Origin of the sequence: Curtobacterium poinsettiae, from assembly GCF_025677645.1 — a bacterium.
Taxonomy (GTDB): Bacteria; Actinomycetota; Actinomycetes; order Actinomycetales; family Microbacteriaceae; genus Curtobacterium; species Curtobacterium poinsettiae_A.
Genome location: NZ_CP106879.1, coordinates 2,266,616 through 2,282,083, shown reverse-complemented (window position 1 = coordinate 2,282,083; position 15,468 = coordinate 2,266,616). Strand labels below are relative to the sequence as shown.

11 protein-coding genes are annotated in these 15,468 nt (G+C 70.8%); 4 read left to right on the top strand and 7 right to left on the bottom strand.

All coding sequences use genetic code 11. The features are described from left to right. Complete coding sequence (locus OE229_RS10930) at positions 1–2,139, top strand: 3-hydroxyacyl-CoA dehydrogenase NAD-binding domain-containing protein (protein WP_209135685.1); 2,139 nt, start codon at positions 1–3, stop codon at positions 2,137–2,139. A gap of 112 nt (positions 2,140–2,251) precedes the next feature. Here OE229_RS10930 and dxs read toward each other — a convergent pair whose 3' ends face one another. The 5 genes from dxs to dut all read right to left on the bottom strand — a co-directional run bounded on the left by dxs (position 2,252) and on the right by dut (position 9,304). Next, positions 2,252–4,189 carry a 1-deoxy-D-xylulose-5-phosphate synthase gene (gene dxs / locus OE229_RS10925; protein WP_263344454.1) on the bottom strand — a complete coding sequence of 646 codons (1,938 nt, stop codon included), beginning with the start codon at positions 4,187–4,189 and terminating at the stop codon, positions 2,252–2,254. Between the two features lie 132 nt (positions 4,190–4,321). Then, entirely contained in the window at positions 4,322–7,156 is a 2,835-nt protein-coding gene (gene acnA / locus OE229_RS10920) for an aconitate hydratase AcnA (RefSeq protein ID WP_262138016.1), read from the bottom strand. A 128-nt stretch (positions 7,157–7,284) separates the two neighbouring features. After that, a complete protein-coding gene (locus OE229_RS10915) occupies positions 7,285–8,061 on the bottom strand; it encodes a DUF3159 domain-containing protein (protein WP_262138014.1) in 777 nt (258 codons plus the stop codon). A 32-nt stretch (positions 8,062–8,093) separates the two neighbouring features. Further along, entirely contained in the window at positions 8,094–8,816 is a 723-nt protein-coding gene (locus tag OE229_RS10910) for a DUF3710 domain-containing protein (RefSeq protein WP_262138013.1), read from the bottom strand. Beyond that, positions 8,813–9,304, bottom strand: a complete 492-nt coding sequence (gene dut / locus OE229_RS10905; RefSeq protein ID WP_071403948.1) for a dUTP diphosphatase — start codon at positions 9,302–9,304, stop codon at positions 8,813–8,815. The genes OE229_RS10910 and dut overlap by 4 nt, the downstream gene beginning before the upstream one ends. Before the next feature lie 63 nt (positions 9,305–9,367). Between dut and OE229_RS10900 the strand changes: the two genes are divergently transcribed. Continuing rightward, complete coding sequence (locus tag OE229_RS10900; protein ID WP_182065358.1) at positions 9,368–9,799, top strand: DUF3093 domain-containing protein; 432 nt, start codon at positions 9,368–9,370, stop codon at positions 9,797–9,799. Between the two features lie 147 nt (positions 9,800–9,946). On the opposite strand, the gene OE229_RS10895 is transcribed toward OE229_RS10900, so the two are convergent. Beyond that, positions 9,947–10,246: a DUF4193 domain-containing protein gene (locus tag OE229_RS10895; RefSeq protein ID WP_017886098.1), complete on the bottom strand. Its 300-nt coding sequence runs from the start codon at positions 10,244–10,246 to the stop codon at positions 9,947–9,949. Between the two features lie 298 nt (positions 10,247–10,544). Here OE229_RS10895 and sepH point away from each other — a divergent pair, with 298 nt between their 5' ends. Further along, the gene (gene sepH, locus OE229_RS10890; protein ID WP_182065357.1) at positions 10,545–11,573 is read left to right on the top strand and encodes a septation protein SepH; all 1,029 of its coding nucleotides are present in this window, start codon (positions 10,545–10,547) and stop codon (positions 11,571–11,573) included. A 53-nt stretch (positions 11,574–11,626) separates the two neighbouring features. Here sepH and OE229_RS10885 read toward each other — a convergent pair whose 3' ends face one another. Beyond that, entirely contained in the window at positions 11,627–12,793 is a 1,167-nt protein-coding gene (locus OE229_RS10885; protein WP_182065356.1) for an alkaline phosphatase family protein, read from the bottom strand. A 43-nt stretch (positions 12,794–12,836) separates the two neighbouring features. Here OE229_RS10885 and OE229_RS10880 point away from each other — a divergent pair, with 43 nt between their 5' ends. Then, entirely contained in the window at positions 12,837–15,323 is a 2,487-nt protein-coding gene (locus OE229_RS10880; protein ID WP_182065355.1) for a DNA gyrase/topoisomerase IV subunit A, read from the top strand. Positions 15,324–15,468 lie beyond the last annotated feature (145 nt).

Here is a 15,468-nt window from a genome sequence, read left to right as displayed (position 1 = left end):
ATGACCATCGTCGACAACGACCGACTGGCCGAACTCAGCGAGGACGAGGTCGTCACGCACTCGTTCGTCAAGCACGTCACGATGCCCTCGGGCGGCACGCTGGCGCTCATCACGCTCGACAACGGCAAGGACTACAAGCGGCCGAATACCCTCGGGCCGCGCACGCTCCGTGAGCTGTCCGGCGTGCTCGACACCCTGAAGACCGAGGCCGCCGCCGGCACGATCCAGGGCGTCGCGATCACCGGCAAGGAGTACTGCTTCGCCGCCGGGGCCGACCTGTCCCAGGCAGCGGCGGTCCCGTCGCGCGAGGCCGCCCACGACCTGGCCGCCCTCGGGCACGCCACGCTCCGCAAGTTCTCGGACCTGGGAGTGCCCTCGTTCGCGTTCGTGAACACCCTGGCGCTCGGCGGTGGGCTCGAGATCGCGCTGCACTGCACGTACCGGGCGTTCTCGTCCGCGGCGCAGGGCATCGGCCTGCCCGAGGTGTTCCTCGGCATCATCCCCGGCTGGGGCGGCGCGACGCTGCTCCCCCGCCTGATCGGCCCGGAGCGCGCGCTCCGCGTCATCGTCGAGAACCCGCTCAAGAACAACCGCCTGATGGACGGTCCGGCCGCGGTCGAGATCGGCATCGGTGACGTGCTCGTCCCGTCCGTCACGTTCCTGCCCTCGTCCGTGGCGTGGGCGGACCGCGTGATCAGCGGAACGACCAAGGTGGTGCGCAAGAACGAACCGGGCATGCTCGAGAAGGCCGCCTGGGGCACCGTCGTCAAGGTCGCCCGCGGGCAGGTCGCCTCGAAGATCGGCACCGTGCCGAAGTCGCCGTTCCGGGCGCTCGACCTCGTCGCCGCCGCCAAGTCGGGTTCGCTCGACGAGCGCTTCGCCGACGAGGACGAGGCCCTCGCCGACCTCATCTCGGGCGACCAGTTCGCGGCCTCGATGTACGCCTTCGATCTCGTGCAGAAGCGTGCGAAGAAGCCCGTCGGCGCTCCCGAGGGTGTCGAACCGAAGAAGATCACGAAGGTCGGCGTCCTCGGTGCCGGGCTGATGGCGTCGCAGTTCGCGCTGCTGTTCGCCCGTCGCCTCGGTGTCCCCGTCGTCATCACCGACGTCGACCAGTCCCGAGTCGACGCCGGCGTCGAGCGGATCCGCGGCGAGGTCGCGAAGCTGCTCGACAAGGGCCGGGTCTCCCCCGACGACGCGAACCGCATCACCGCGCTCGTCAGCGGGTCGGTGTCCTACGACGCCTTCGCGGACGCCGACTGGGTCATCGAGGCCGTCTTCGAGGAGATGACCGTCAAGCAGGAGGTCCTCCGGAAGATCGAACAGGTCATCGCACCGGACGCCATCCTCGCCACGAACACGTCGTCCCTCTCCGTCGACGAGATGGCGTCGGTCCTGACGAACCCGGAGCGGCTCGTCGGCTTCCACTTCTTCAACCCGGTCGCGGTCATGCCGCTGCTCGAGGTGGTGCGCGCGGCGAAGACCTCGGACGAGGCCCTCGTCACCGCCCTCGCCGTCGCGAAGACCCTCAAGAAGACCGCGATCATCACCGCAGACCAGCCGGGCTTCGTCGTCAACCGGGTGCTCGCCCGGGTGCTCGGCGAGGCGATGCGCGGCGTCGAAGAGGGCACCTCGTTCGATACCGTCGCCCAGGGTGCCGCGCCCCTCGGCCTGCCGATGTCGCCGTTCGAGCTGCTCGAACTCGTCGGCCTGCCCGTCGGCGCGCACGTGCTCGACTCGCACCACGCGGCCTGGCCCGAGCGCTTCTACCCGGGCGACGGCCTGAAGAAGATCGCCGAGCACGGGACGATCCTGACCCGCGACAAGAAGGGCAACGCGACCGGGTACGACCCCGCCGCCGTGAAGCTCGTCGCGCCGTCCAAGAAGGACGCGAAGCCGGTGGACGCCGCGGAGATGCAGCGCCGGTTCGAGGATGCCCTGGCCGACGAGCTGCACCGCATGCTCGAGGACCAGGTCGTCGAGCACGTCGAGGAGATCGACCTCGGGCTCATCCTCGGTGCCGGCTACCCGTTCCAGGCCGGTGGGATCAGCCCGTACCTCGACCGCTCCGGGGCCTCCGAGCGTGTCTTCGGCGGCACGTTCCACGACCCGCGGATCGTGGGGCCGGCTTCCCGCTAGAGCCCAGTACGCAGAACACCGGTGTTCGCGCACCGAACACCCGCAAACCGCGGAGTGGAGCGCGAACACCGGTGTTTTGCTGTCCGGGCCCGGGCCGGCCCGGGCCGCGCGGTCAGCGGTCGGACGCCGCCGACTCGCGGGAGCGCGCGGGCTTCGCCTGGGGCAGCTTCGTCCCGACGACCTGGTCGATGACGTCGCGGGCGATGGCCTGCGCCGTCAGTCCCGCGTCGGCGAGGATCTGCGACCGGGTCGCGTGGTCGATGAACGCGTCGGGCAACCCGAGCTCGTTCACCCCCGTGTCGACCCCCGCGGCACGGAGGTCCTGCCGCAGGCGGGTCCCGACGCCGCCGACCCGCACGCCGTCCTCGATGGTGATCACGAGTCGGTGCGTCCGCGACAGCTCGATCAGCGACGTCGGGATCGGCACCACCCAGCGCGGGTCCACGACGGTGACGCCGATGCCCTGCGCCTCGAGCAGCGCAGCGGCCTCGAGCGCGGTCGGCACCATCGACCCGACGGCCACCAGCAACACGTCCTCGACGGCGTCGGCGGCTTCGTGCAGGACGTCCACTCCGTCGGACAGTCGGCGCACCGCGGGGATGTCCGGCCCGACCTGGCCCTTCGACCACCGCAGCACGGTGGGGGCGTCGTCGACGGCGATCGCCTCGCGGAACTCCTCGCGCAGGGTCGCGGCATCACGAGGCGCCGCGATCTGGATCCCCGGCACGACCTGCAGCAGTGCGAGGTCCCACATGCCGTGGTGCGAGGGGCCGTCCGGACCGGTGATCCCGGCCCGGTCGAGCACGAACGTCACGCCGGCCCGGTGCAGGGCGACGTCCATCAGCACCTGGTCGAACGCACGGTTCAGGAACGTCGCGTAGAGCGCCACGACCGGATGCAGTCCCCCGTAGGCCAGGCCCGCGGCGGTCGTCACGGCGTGCTGCTCGGCGATCCCGACGTCGTAGACCCGGTCGGGGTGCTGCTCCTGGAACAGGTGCAGTCCCGTGGGCCGGAGCATCGCCGCCGTGATGGCGACGATCCGCGGGTCCGCATCACCGGCCTCGGCCAGGGACGATGCGAACACCGACGTCCACGACGGACCCGACGCCGCGTCGAGCGACTCCCCCGTCTCCGGGTCGATGTGCCCGACGGCGTGGAACTGGTCGGCCTGGTCGCGCAGGGCGGGCTCGAAGCCGTGGCCCTTCTCGGTGATCGCGTGCACGATCACGGGCGCGCCGTACTCCTTGGCCTGCCGGAGTGCTGCCTCCATCGCCTGCTGGTCGTGCCCGTTCACCGGGCCGATGTACTTGATGTCGAGGTTCGAGTACAGCGCCTCGTTGTTCGTCAGCCGTGACAGGAAGCCGTGCAGGCCGCCGCGCATGCCGCGGTACACCGCACGACCCGGAGCGCCGAACCGCGCCGCCACGGCCTGCGTGCCCTCGTACAGGGCCCGGTACTCGCGCCGGGTGCGCACGGAGCTCAGGAACCGTGCCATACCCCCGATCGTCGGGGCGTACGAGCGGCCGTTGTCGTTGACGACGATGACCAGGCGGCGGTCGTTGTCGTCGGAGATGTTGTTGAGCGCCTCCCACGTCATGCCGCCGGTGAGGGCGCCGTCACCGACCACCGCGACGACCGTGCGGTCGGTCTGCCCGGTCTGCCCGAACGCGCGGGAGATGCCGTCGGCCCACGACAGGGACGACGACGCGTGCGATGACTCGACGATGTCGTGCTCGGACTCGCTCCGCTGCGGGTAGCCGGCGATGCCGCCGCGTTCGCGCAGCTTCGAGAAGTCCTGGCGCCCGGTGACGAGCTTGTGCACGTACGACTGGTGCCCGGTGTCGAAGACGAACGGGTCGTTCGGCGAGTCGAACACGCGGTGCATCGCGAGCGTCAGTTCCACGACGCCCAGGTTCGGCCCGAGGTGCCCACCGGTCTTCGCGACCTCGGCGACCAGGAACCGCCGGATCTCGGCGGCGAGGTCGGTCATCTGCGCGTCGGACAGACGCTTCAGGTCGCGCGGCAACGTGATGCTGCTGAGCAGGCTCACGAGCGCTCCTTTCGTGGGGCTGTCGGCCCACTCTATTCTCGGGGACCGACAACGGACGGGAGGCCCGTGGCGGTGTCGCCACGGGCCTCCCGTCCGGTGTGTGGTCGCGTCAGCGGCCCGTGCGCCCGTCGGTCAGACGAGCGAACGGAGCACGTACTGCAGGATGCCGCCGTTGCGGTAGTAGTCGGCCTCACCGGGAGTGTCGATGCGGACGACCGCGTCGAACTCGACCGGCTGCTTGCCGGCCGGCGAGTGCTCGCTCGGCGTCGCGGTGACGTGCACCGTCTTCGGGGTGCGGCCCTCGTTCAGCTCGGTCAGCCCGGAGATCGAGACGACCTCGGTGCCGTCGAGCCCGAGGGACTCGACCGTCTCGCCCGCCGGGAACTGCAGCGGGACGACGCCCATGCCGATGAGGTTCGAGCGGTGGATCCGCTCGAAGCTCTCGGTGATGACCGCACGGACACCGAGCAGGTTCGTGCCCTTGGCCGCCCAGTCGCGGGACGAGCCGGAGCCGTACTCCTTGCCACCGAAGATGACGAGCGGGATGCCCTGCTCCTGGTAGTGCTGCGAGGCGTCGTAGATGAACGACTGGGCACCGTCGGGCGTCGTGAAGTCGCGGGTGTAGCCGCCCTCCACGCCAGCGCCGTCGTTGGCAGACGCGAGCAGCTGGTTGCGCAGACGGATGTTCGCGAACGTGCCGCGGATCATGACCTCGTGGTTGCCGCGACGCGAGCCGTAGGAGTTGAAGTCCTTGCGGTCGACGCCGTGCTCGGCGAGGTACTGGCCGGCGGGGCTGTCGGCCTTGATCGAACCGGCCGGCGAGATGTGGTCGGTCGTGACCGAGTCGCCGAGCTTCGCGAGCACCCGGGCACCGGAGATGTCCGACACCGCGTCGGGCTGCATCGTCATGCCCTCGAAGTACGGGGGCTTCCGGACGTAGGTCGACTCCTGGTCCCACTCGAAGGTGTCACCCGTCGGGGTCGGCAGGTTCTTCCAGCGGTCGTCGCCCTCGAACACGGAGCCGTACTCGTGGGTGAACATCTCGGTGTCGATCGAGGTGTCGATGACCTGCTGCACCTCGGCCGCGTCGGGCCAGATGTCGGTCAGGTAGACGTCGTTGCCGTCCTGGTCGGTGCCGAGGGCGTCCTTGTCGAAGTCGAAGTGCATCGACCCGGCGAGGGCGTAGGCGATGACCAGCGGCGGGGACGCCAGGTAGTTCATCTTGACGTCGGGGTTGATCCGGCCCTCGAAGTTGCGGTTGCCCGAGAGCACCGCGGTGACGGCGAGGTCGTTGTCCTGCACGGCCTGCGAGATCTCCTCGGGCAGCGGGCCCGAGTTGCCGATGCAGGTGGTGCAGCCGTAGCCGACCGTGTAGAAGCCGAGCTGCTCGAGGTAGGTGGTGAGACCGGCCTTCTCGTAGTAGTCGGTGACGACCTTCGACCCGGGCGCGAGGGTGGTCTTCACCCAGGGCTTCGCGGTGAGGCCCTTCTTCGCGGCGTTCCGGGCGAGGATGCCGGCGGCCATCATGACCGACGGGTTCGACGTGTTCGTGCACGACGTGATGGCGGCGATCGCGACGGCACCGTGGTCGATCGTGAACGGGTCGGCCCCGTCCATCGCGACCTTCGTCGGCGCCGAGGCGGTCGACGGTGCGCTCGACACGTGCACGTGCTCGTGCAGCGCCGTGTCCTCGTTCGTCGAACCGGCGGCGATCGGGTCGGAGGCCGGGAACGTCTCCTCGACCGCGTCGTCGAGGTCGGTCTGCTCGGACGGCGTCGTGTAGTTGTTCAGGTCGAGCTCGAACTGGCTCTTCGCGTTCGTGAGCTCGATGCGGTCCTGCGGGCGCTTGGGGCCCGAGATGGAGGGCACGACCGTGGAGAGGTCGAGCTCCATGTACTCGGAGTAGTTCGGCTCGACCGTGGCGTCGTGCCACAGCCCCTGGGCCTTGGAGTACGCCTCCACCAGGGCGATCTGTGCCTCCTCGCGACCGGTCAGTCGCAGGTAGTCCAGCGTGACGTCGTCGACCGGGAAGATCGCCGCCGTCGAACCGAACTCGGGCGACATGTTGCCGATGGTGGCGCGGTTGGCGAGCGGGACGGCGCCGACGCCCTCGCCGTAGAACTCGACGAACTTGCCGACGACGCCGTGCTTGCGGAGCTCCTGCGTGATGGTGAGCACCACGTCGGTTGCGGTCACGCCGGCCGGGATCGCACCGGAGAGCTTGAAGCCGACGACCTTCGGGATGAGCATCGACACGGGCTGGCCGAGCATCGCGGCCTCGGCCTCGATGCCGCCGACGCCCCAGCCGAGCACGCCGAGGCCGTTCACCATCGTGGTGTGCGAGTCGGTGCCGACCAGGGTGTCCGGGTACGCGTAGGTCTCGCCGTCGAAGTCGCGCGTGTAGGTGACCTTCGCCAGGTACTCGATGTTCACCTGGTGGACGATGCCGGTGCCCGGCGGGACGACCTTGAAGTCCTCGAACGCGGTCTGGCCCCAGCGGAGGAACTGGTAGCGCTCACCGTTCCGCTCGTACTCCAGGTCGGTGTTGCGCTGCAGGGCGTCCGTGCTGCCGAACAGGTCGGCGATGACGGAGTGGTCGATGACCATCTCGGCCGGGGACAGCGGGTTGATCTTGTTCGGGTCGCCGCCGATGTCCGCCATGGCCTCGCGCATGGTGGCGAGGTCGACGATGCACGGCACACCCGTGAAGTCCTGCATGACGACGCGTGCCGGGGAGAACTGGATCTCGGTGTCGGGCTCCGCGTCGGGCCGCCAGGAACCGAGCGCCCGGATCTGTCCCTCGGTGACGTTCTTGCCGTCCTCGGTGCGGAGGAGGTTCTCGAGCAGCACCTTCAGGCTGTAGGGCAACTTCTCGTGCCCGGGAACCGAGTCGATCCGGTGGATCGCGTAGTCGACACCCCCAACCGACAGTGTGTCCTTCGAGCCGAAGCTATTGACTGCAGCCACCGTGCCGCCTCCCTACTGATCGGTTTGCCCTCATCCTCGCGGGCCGTGGACCGTCCCACCAGCAAGGCAAACCTAATCCCGAGGACGCGTGCGCGCCCTGCGAGAACTATCTTGATGTCGAGAGAACTCTACACCGGGGCGACGTCGTCGCGTCGGACGAACACGGTGCGGACCAGCAGCCACGTCACCCAGAGCACCGCCGCGTACAGCGGTACGCCGAGGATGAGCTTCAGCCCGGCGAGCAGTTCGACCTGCGCCGTCAGGTACAGCGGGACCTCCACCGCGAGCCGGACCGCGAACAGCCCGACCCAGATCCAGGTGGCGATCGTCAGCACGCGACGCTTGACGGGATCCGCGCGCCAGTCGACGTGCGATCCGTCCTCGTTCGCCGGCAGCAGGAACCCGACGACGAGCCCGATGAGCGGCCAGCGGATCGCCAGCGTGATCAGCAGCCCGACGAGCCAGACCGCGTTGATGACGATCCCGGGGATGAAGTTGCTCTCCGCTCGGCCGGTGATCAGTGCGAGACCGGCCGACACCGCAACGCCGAGGATGCCCGCGAACGACATCGTCACCGACTGCCGCTGCAGCAGCCGCAGCACCACGAACACCAGGCCGACGGCCACCGGGATCACGACGCTCGGCACGAGCTCCTTCGTGATCGCGTAGACGACCAGGAACGCGAACCCGGGCAGCACCGACTCGGCGAGCCCGCGCACCCCGCCGACCGCGCCGAGCAGCGCGCGGCCGGACGGTGCCTCACCGGGCGCGACGCGGGCGATGCCCGCGTTCTGCACGGCGTCGCGGAACTGCGCGGAGAAGGACGGCGCGGCCGACGGCGTCGCCGGTGCAGCGGGGTCGGAGCCGGCCGTCTCGGGTCGTGGGGTGTCGTCGTGGTCCGGCACCGTGCCTCCAGGCGGGGTTGGTCGTCAGTCCGTCAGATCGCGGTCTGCGTCGACTTGGGCATGTGCAGCGGGATGAGGTCGCGCGGCGGCATCGGCGTCGTGCCGCGCACGACGACGACGCTGCGGAACAGCTCCTCGATCTCGCTCGCGTCGTCGGGCTGCTCGGCGGCCTTGCCGGCGATCACGCCGCGCAGGAACCAGCGCGGGCCGTCGACGCCGACGAAGCGGGCCGGACGGGAGCCGGCCGTGCCGCCGTCGCCGTCCACCGCGACCGGGACGGACGCGCGGAGCTCGGGGCCGAACGGCCCGTCGACCTCGGTCACGACACCGCCCTGGCGCTCGATCTGCTCGGCGATCTGCGCGCGGATCTCGTGCCACAGGCCGGTGGACCGGGGCGCCGCGAACGGCTGGACCTGCAGCGTGGACTCGTCGTAGTCGAGCCCGACCGCGACGACGCGCTGCGAGCCCTCCTCGACCTCGAGGCGCAGGTGCAGGCCCTCGCGCGGGAGCACCTTCACCCCGCCCAGGTCGACGTAGGGGCGGACCAGGTTCGCCTCGGTCTCGTCGAGGGGGCCGTTCTCGGCGCGGTCCTCCGGGGCAGACTTGTCCGTCGGGGCGACCGCGTCGACCTCGTCGAGGTCCGCGTCGGCATCCGTCGCGATGTCGACCTCGGGGGACGTGTCCGCGACCTCGATGTCGTCGGCGACGGCGTCCGCCACCTCGACCTCGTCCCGCTTGCGTCGGCCGAACTTCATGCGCGCGTTCCTTCCTGAGCGTCTGCGGCGGCACCGGTCACGGCGTCGCTCCGGTCACCGTAGCCCGACGAGCCGAACCCGCCCTGTCCGCGGACGCTGTCCGGCAGGTCGTCGACCCGGGTGTAGGTCACCTGCGGCACCGGCATCACGATCAACTGGGCGATGCGGTCGCCGACGTGCACCTCGTACGGTTCCGTCTGGTCGGTGTTGAGCAGGGCGACCTTGATCTCCCCGCGGTAGCCGGAGTCGACCGTGCCGGGGCTGTTCACGATCGTGATGCCGTGCTTCGCCGCCAGGCCGCTCCGCGGGACCACGAACGCGGCGTACCCCTCGGGCAGCGCGATGCGCAGCCCCGTGGCGGCCAGGTGTCGCTCGCCCGGCTGCAGCACGAAGGCCTCGGTGGAGACGAGATCGGCACCCGCGTCGCCGGGGTGGGCGTGGCCGGGAGCGTGCTCCCCGGTCCAGAGGACGTCGACTGGTTCGGTCACGTGACGAGGGTAGTGCAGCCGTGACCGTTCCGTGACCTCGCTCGCTCGTGATCGAATGGACCCGTGACCCTGTACCGCGAACGACTCTGGGCCCCGCCCGCCCTCTACCTGGCGACGGCGCTCGTCATCCCCGCCACCCTGCTCGTCTTCCTCCCCATCAGCGTCCTGGCCGGCGTCCTCGTGGCGATCGGGATGGAGCTCGGGGTCCTGGTCCTCCTGTGGGCACTCGCACCCACCATCGAGGTCACCGACACCGAGTTCAGGGCGGGCAGGGCACACCTCCCCCGCACGCTGGTCGGCACGACCGAGGCGTTCGAGGGTGCAGCGGCCACCGAGCAGCGCGGGCCGGCACTCGACGCCCGCGCCTGGACCCTCTTCCGCGGCTACGTGCGCGGGGTCGTCAAGGTCGAGGTGCGCGATGACGCGGACCCGACCCCCTACTGGTTGGTCAGCGTCCGACACCCGGGCAAGGTCGTCGAGGCGCTGCGGTCCTGACGGACCACGGCCCACGGCCTGGAGGCGCGGCTCGGCCCCGCCTCGCAGCACACGACGAAGGCCCCGCATCCCTGGAGGATGCGGGGCCTTCGCTGATCGTTGCGTCGAGAGCGACGCGGCTGCGCTCGATCGAAGCGGCTGTGCTCGCTAGAGCGAAGCGCACTCCGCGCAGACCGGTCCGAGCTTCGACTCGTGGTCGAGCTGGGAGCGGTGCTTCACGAGGAAGCACTCGACGCAGGTGAACTCATCGACCTGCGGGGGCAGCACCACGACGTCGAGGTCGACGTCGCTGAGGTCCTGCCCGGCGAGTTCGAAGCTGCCGGGGTTGTCGGAATCATCGTCGACGACCCCCGACATCTTGTCGGGAACGCGCTCCTTGAGGGCCTCGATCGACTCTGAGTCAGAGTTGTCGTCGGTCTTCCGGGGGGCGTCGTAATCGGTGGCCATGCCCATCCATTTCTCGTATCGAGAGGTCGTCGCCGGGTGATCGGCGGCGACAGTTTGCACCACGCCCCGCCAGAGCGCAAACCGAGTGCTGCAGCGGGTCGTGCTGGCTGTGCAACCCAGGGCCGGAACCGGACATTCCCGACACCCGTTGCCGGAGCGCCGTGTGCCCGGGATCAGCCGTGCGGATGTCCGCGGCACGCCCGTGCGCCTCCCCGGAAACCGCCTATCGTCCCTGCATACTCACGGGGTACGACAGCAGGACCGTACGCGACGCTGGGAAGGCGGAACCATGCAAGACGTGAGAGTCATCGGAGTCGAGTCCGGCGCACTCCTCCTGGCGACCGACGGCGGCACCGAGTTCCGGTTGCCCGTCACGTCGTCGCTGGCAGGCCAGGTGCGCCAGGCGAACCCCGACGCCGGTCCGCAGAAGCGGGTCTCCCCCAAGGACGTCCAGGCGCGCATCCGTGGTGGCGCCGACGCCGCCGACGTGGCCGCCGCGCTCGACGTCGACGTCGAGTACGTCCGCCGCTTCGAGGGCCCGGTCCTCGCCGAGCGTGCCTTCATCCTCGACGCCTCGCACCGCGTGCCGGTCACTCCGGTCGACGACGAGGCCCCCGACACCTTCGGCCCCGCGATCACCGCGAAGCTCGAGGCCGGCGAGGCCACCGCGATCACCTGGGGTTCCTGGAAGCACCCGGAGAGCGGCTGGCAGGTCCGCGTCCGCTACACCGCTGGCGAGGTCGAGCACGACGCCCAGTGGCACTTCGACCCGAAGACCTCGACCCTGGCGCCGGACAACGGCGACGCACACCGGCTGTCGCACACCGACGACGAGGGCATCGCCCCGCGGCTGCGTGCGGTCGAGTTCGAGCAGCAGGACGACGACGGCACCCGGTTCGACTCCGGCGCCTTCCGCGTCGACGAGCCGGAGCAGCCGGCCGCCGAGCCCGAGCCGTCCCAGCACGCGCCGCTCCGTGCACCGCTGCCCCGCATCGGCCAGGCCGCTGTGGAAGAGCGCGCTCCCGGCAACGAGACCGCCGACCTGCTCGAGGCGCTCCGCCGTCGCCGGGGTGAGCGCGAAGCAGCGTCCTTCGGCGAACAGCGCGACGAGCCAGCCCGCGGCACCTCCATCAGCGTCGTCGACATCCCGCTGCAGGGCTTCGAGGACGGCGGCGCCCACGACACCGCACCGCAGTCGTCCGACGCCCGCCCGGCCTCGGCGCCGGAGCCCGAGAGCCGCGGCGAACGCAAGAAGCGCAACCGCCGCTCGATGCCGAGCTGGGACGAGATCGTCTTCGGCACCCGTCCGGACGACGACCCGGCCTGACCGGCACGCCCACCGACCGTCGGCGCTGACGCCTCGCGCGGGCGCTGGCGACGCTAGTGGGAGAACGCGCCGGCGAGCCGGAGCGGGACGATCGTCTCCTCGTCGGTCATCGCCCCGTGCTGGCCGACCATGCGCTTCGGCGTCTCGTCCTCGCGCAGGGCACGGTCGTCGTTGAACGCCCACGAGCCACGCGCCACGACGAGCACGTCGCCGATCCGCGGCAGCACCTGGTCGGACACCTGCCCGAACCACCCGGCCTCGATCGCCTCGGCACGGCTGGCGACGTACGCCTTCTTGCCGTAGCGGGCCCGGAACGCGCCGACGAGGGCGCGGACGTCCGTGCCGGGTGCGACGGTGAGCTGGCGGCAGCGAGGGTCGCCCGCGACGCCGACCACGTCGGTGAGCAGTAGCGGGTCGATGGCGATGTTCGCGTGGTCCGGCACGTCGAGCACACCGTGGTCCGCCGTCACCAGGACCCCCACGTCGGCGGCGGTCCGGGCATCGAGGCGGACGAGTTCCCCGTCGAGCAGCTCGAGGGCAGCCGTCCACCGGTCGGACTGCCAGCCGTGCTTGTGTCCGATGGAGTCGAGCTCCGGCACGTACAGGTAGACGAGCGAGCGGCCGGTGGCGGTCTCGGCCAGTGCCGCGTCGATGCGCTGTGGGATCGTGTCCGCCGACACGTACCGTGCGCCGCCGAGCACGTTCGCGGTCATCCCGGACGAGCGGTACCGGTCCGGCCCGACGACGACGGGGTCGAGCCCGAGCTCCGCGGCCCGGGTGAACAGGGTCCGGGTCAGGAACCAGTCCGCGGGGACCTCGGTGTCCCAGCCGCCGAGCAGGTTCATCACGGCACCGGTGTCCGGGTTCCAGCCGCTGTAGCCGATGACGCCGTGCGTGCCGGGCGACCGGCCGGTGGTCAGGGTGCTCAGCGCGGCCGCGGTCGTGGTCGGGAACCCGCTCCGCAGCTTCTTCGCGGTGCCGGTGCCCTTCGCGCCGGTCAGCCAGCGGGCATGCCCGGCGCGGGCCGCCAGCGCGGCGGAACCGAGGCCGTCGACCAGCACGACGATCGCCGAGCGGGCGGGGCGGAGGGTGATCCGGGCCTCCAGGCCGTCGTTCCGCAACCACGCGTCGTCCGCAGCGCCGAGCGCCACGAGGCAACTCGGGAAGACGTCGGCGAGGTTCGCGACGGCGTCGGGGGCCGTCGGTACGCTTGTTCCCATCCCACGAGTCTCCCAGACGACTCCGGTTCTCCAGAAAGGTGCCATGGCACGCACGGACGTAGTCGGCCTGCCCGACGGTGAGCGCATCGAGGACGTCGACGTCTCCGAGGAGATGCAGGGCTCCTTCCTCGAGTACGCGTACTCCGTCATCTACTCGCGGGCGCTGCCCGACGCCCGCGACGGCCTGAAGCCGGTGCAGCGTCGCATCCTGTACCAGATGGCCGAGATGGGGCTGCGGCCCGATCGCGGACACGTCAAGAGCGCCCGCGTCACCGGCGAGGTGATGGGCAAGCTGCACCCGCACGGCGACGGCGCGATCTACGACGCGCTGGTGCGGATGGCCCAGCCGTTCACGATGCGCGTGCCGCTCGTCGACGGCCACGGCAACTTCGGCTCGCTCGACGACGGCCCCGCTGCCGCCCGGTACACCGAGGCCAGGCTCGCCGAACCGTCGATGGCGATGACCGAGGGCCTCGGCGAGGACGTCGTCGACTTCGTCCCGAACTACGACAACCAGATCATGCAGCCGGGCGTGCTGCCGGCGGCGTTCCCGAACCTGCTCGTCAACGGCGCCTCGGGCATCGCGGTCGGCATGGCGACGAACATGGCGCCGCACAACCTGGGCGAAGTGGTCGAGGCGGCGAAGCACCTGCTCATGAACCCGCAGGCCAGCCTCGAAGAGCTCATGGAGTTCGTGCCCGGCCCCGACCTGCCGTCCGGCGGCACGATCGTCGGGCTCTCCGGGGTCCGCGACGCCTACGCCACCGGCCGTGGTTCGTTCCGCACCCGCGCGAAGGTGAGCGTCGAGAACCTCACGCCGCGCAAGGTCGGGCTCGTCGTCACCGAGCTGCCGTACCTCGTCGGCCCCGAACGCGTCATCGAGAAGATCAAGGACGGCGTCCAGTCCAAGAAGCTCGTCGGCATCTCCGACGTCAACGACCTGACCGACCGCAACCACGGGCTCCGGCTCGTCATCGGCATCAAGAGCGGCTTCAACCCCACCGCCGTCCTCGAGCAGCTCTACAAGCACACCCCGCTCGAGGACGGCTTCGGCATCAACAACGTCGCCCTGGTCGGCGGGTCACCGCGCACCCTCGGGCTCCGTGAGCTGCTCGACGTCTACGTGCAGCACCGGCTCGACGTCGTCACCCGGCGGTCGCAGTACCGGCTGGCACGACGCAAGGAACGGCTGCACCTGGTCGAGGGCCTGCTCATCGCGATCCTCGACATCGACGAGGTCATCCAGGTCATCCGCACCTCCGACGACTCCGAGGCGGCGCGCAACCGCCTGCGCGACGTCTTCGACCTGTCCGAGGTGCAGGCCGAGTACATCCTCGAGCTGCGCCTGCGCCGCCTGACGAAGTTCTCGCGGATGGAGCTCGAGGCCGAGCGCGACCAGCTGCTCGCCGACATCGCCGCCCTCGAAGAACTCCTGGCATCCGACGAGCGGCTCCGCGCGCAGGTCGCCCTCGAGCTGACCGAGGTGTCCGACAGGTTCGCGACCCCGCGCCGCACGCTGCTCACCGAGGCCGACGCCCCGGTCAAGGGCGGTCGGAAGGCCGCGGTCGACCCGGAGTCCCTGCAGATCGCCGACTCCCCCTGCCGCGTGCTGCTCTCGACCACCGGACGGCTCATCCGCGTCGACATCCCGACGTCGGAACTCGGCATCGTCCGCGTGCCGAAGCGCTCCAAGCACGACGCCGTCCGCTCCGCCGTGGTGAGCACGGTGCGGGGGCAGATCGGCGCGATCACCTCGACCGGTCGGGTCCTACGACTCTCCCCCGTCGACGTCCCCGCCGTGCCGCCCGCCGCGGTCCGGCTCGACGCCGGCGTCCGGGTCACCGACTTCCTGGCGCTCACCAAGGGCGAGACCGTCGTGGCGATCGTCGACCTGTCCGGCGCGTCGTCGGACTCGCTGGCGATCGGCACCGCGCAGGGCGTCGTCAAGCGCGTCGTCCCCGGCGTCTGGCCGGACAAGCCCGAATTCGTCGCGATCGGTCTGAAGCCCGGCGACCACGTGGTCGGTGCCGCGCAGGCGCCCGAGTCCGACGATCTCGTGTTCATCAGCTCGAACGCGCAGCTGCTGCGGTTCCCGGCGTCCGTCGTCCGCGCGCAGGGGCTGCCCGCCGGTGGAGTGGCCGGCATGGCCCTCGCCGACGGTGCCTCGGTGATCTGGTTCGGCTCGGTCGCACGATCCGACGACGCCGTGGTCGCCACGGTGTCCACCACCTCGACAGCCCTGCCCGGCACCGACGCCGGCCGTGCCAAGGTCTCCGCCCTGTCGGAGTTCCCGGCGAAGGGCCGTGCCACCCAGGGTGTCCGGGCGCACGCGTTCCTGAAGGGCGAGGACGGGCTCACCGTGGGATGGGCGGGCATCGCGCCGCCGCACGCCGTCGGCACGGACGGCGCCGCGCGGACCCTGCCCGACTGGCTGTCGAAGCGCGACGGGTCCGGCGCCCCGCTCGAGGCGGTCATCGGCTCGATCGGTGGCAGCGCCGCGACGCTCGACGGCACCGCAGGCGAGGCGTAGGCGCGCGCTGGCGTCCGCCACGTTCAGCGTCTGGCGCCACCTCACGCGCTCGGCACCCCGTGGCGCGTCGCCCCGCGCCTGAGAACGCAGACGACAGCGGCCAGGAGGCGCGGGACGGCACCGCCACGGGCCTCCGGTCCGCCGT

Excerpts from the sequence above, each read along its gene's own strand:
- OE229_RS10930 (WP_209135685.1), top strand. The coding sequence starts at position 1 with ATGACCATCGTCGACAACGACCGACTGGCCGAACTCAGCGAGGACGAG.
- OE229_RS10910 (WP_262138013.1), bottom strand. The coding sequence starts at position 8,816 with ATGAAGTTCGGCCGACGCAAGCGGGACGAGGTCGAGGTGGCGGACGCC.
- OE229_RS10895 (WP_017886098.1), bottom strand. The coding sequence starts at position 10,246 with ATGGCCACCGATTACGACGCCCCCCGGAAGACCGACGACAACTCTGAC.
- OE229_RS10885 (WP_182065356.1), bottom strand. The coding sequence starts at position 12,793 with ATGGGAACAAGCGTACCGACGGCCCCCGACGCCGTCGCGAACCTCGCC.
- OE229_RS10880 (WP_182065355.1), top strand. The coding sequence starts at position 12,837 with ATGGCACGCACGGACGTAGTCGGCCTGCCCGACGGTGAGCGCATCGAG.